Source organism: Halalkalibacter wakoensis JCM 9140, from assembly GCF_000513095.1.
Taxonomy (GTDB): Bacteria; Bacillota; Bacilli; order Bacillales; family Bacillaceae_D; genus Halalkalibacter; species Halalkalibacter wakoensis.
In genome coordinates, this window is the sequence record NZ_BAUT01000160.1 from 1 (window position 1) to 1,415 (window position 1,415).

Below are 1,415 nucleotides of genomic sequence, written 5' to 3' on the forward strand. Positions count from 1 at the left end.
ATCACTAGTGTTGCATTAATGTTATTTTAAGATTCAAAATACATCCAATTTTCAAATTTCAGTTCGTGAGTGCATAAAAAAATCCTTTACAATGGAAGTACAGGTGGTTCCTGTCCAAATCCAACGTAAAGGATATCAACTATGGACAAGAATACACGATTATCTTCATTTGGTAAATGGGTTGCACCCATAAATATGAAACTTTTTGATGAACAAGTAAAAAAAGATGGACTGGATAAGTATAAGAAGAAATTATCAACGTCCTCTTTTACAAAACTATTTCTCTATGCACACTTGAAACAAGTGGAAAGCCTTCATGCGTTGAATGCAGAACTAGCCGATGAAAACTTACAGAAAGAACTGGGGATCAAATCAATCAGTGTCTCCCAGCTTTCTCGTAAAAACAGGGCTATAGATTCATCGCTGTTTTCCATCGTTTTTCTTGAATTAGTTCGGCAGATTCAGATGAAAACAAACCAATATCAGTCACCATTTCCTTTAAAAATTATTGATTCAAGTACCCTGCCGCTAAATCTCACTCGTTGTAACTGGGCTACATTTCGGAAGAGCAAGGGTGGTGTCAAACTTCATCTTAGATTGGTTTTTGTCGATCATGATACGGTCTATCCTGATAAAGCCGTGATCACAAATGCCGTTGAACACGATCGGAATCAACTAGAGATTCTCGTTGATGACAAAGATGCCATGTATGTGTTTGATCGTGGATATATCGACTATGAACGGTTTGATCGGTACTTTGATAAAGGAATCTTTTTTCTCTCAAGACTGAAAAAGAATGCCGTCATAAGAGAGGTTGAATCCTATTCTTTACCTAAAGATAGTCCGATTACATCAGATAAAATGGCGTACATTGGTACAACACAAAAGCGTACTGAAAATGTATTTCGAATCCTTGAAACGGTCGATTCGAAAGGAAATCCCATACGTTTGATCACGAATCGCTTTGACTTAAAAGCGGAAGAAATAGGAGACATGTACCGTTCAAGATGGGCAATAGAGTTATTTTTCAAATGGCTCAAGCAGCACGTCGAAATCAAAACATTTTACGGATACAGCGAAGAAGCTGTACACAATCAAATTTTCCTTGCATTAATTACGTATTGCCTGAATGTACTTGCTCAACTGGAGGTCAAAGGAAAACCAACATTATTACGGATTACCCGATGGCTCAAGGCAACCATGTGGAGACCAGCAAGTGTGTGGTTCGGATTCATTGAGCAAAGAGGAAGTCCATAAACGAGTACAAGTCGATGTTGCCTGAGTAACAAATGTATAATTTTACCAAATGGACAGTGCCACCTCTCGCTTGGGATTGTCTTTTTAGCTCATTTACCAGAGTGATAATTAGACGGAATATTCAAATTATAATTATAGGGTTTTATGCAACACTAGTG

Annotated in this window: 1 protein-coding gene; it reads left to right on the plus strand. The window is 37.7% G+C overall.

Annotation, left to right across the window (positions count from 1 at the left end):
- Positions 1–141: 141 nt before the first annotated feature.
- Entirely contained in the window at positions 142–1,257 is a 1,116-nt protein-coding gene (locus JCM9140_RS21930) for an IS4 family transposase (protein WP_034751811.1), read from the plus strand.
- The last annotated feature ends 158 nt before the right edge of the window (positions 1,258–1,415 follow it).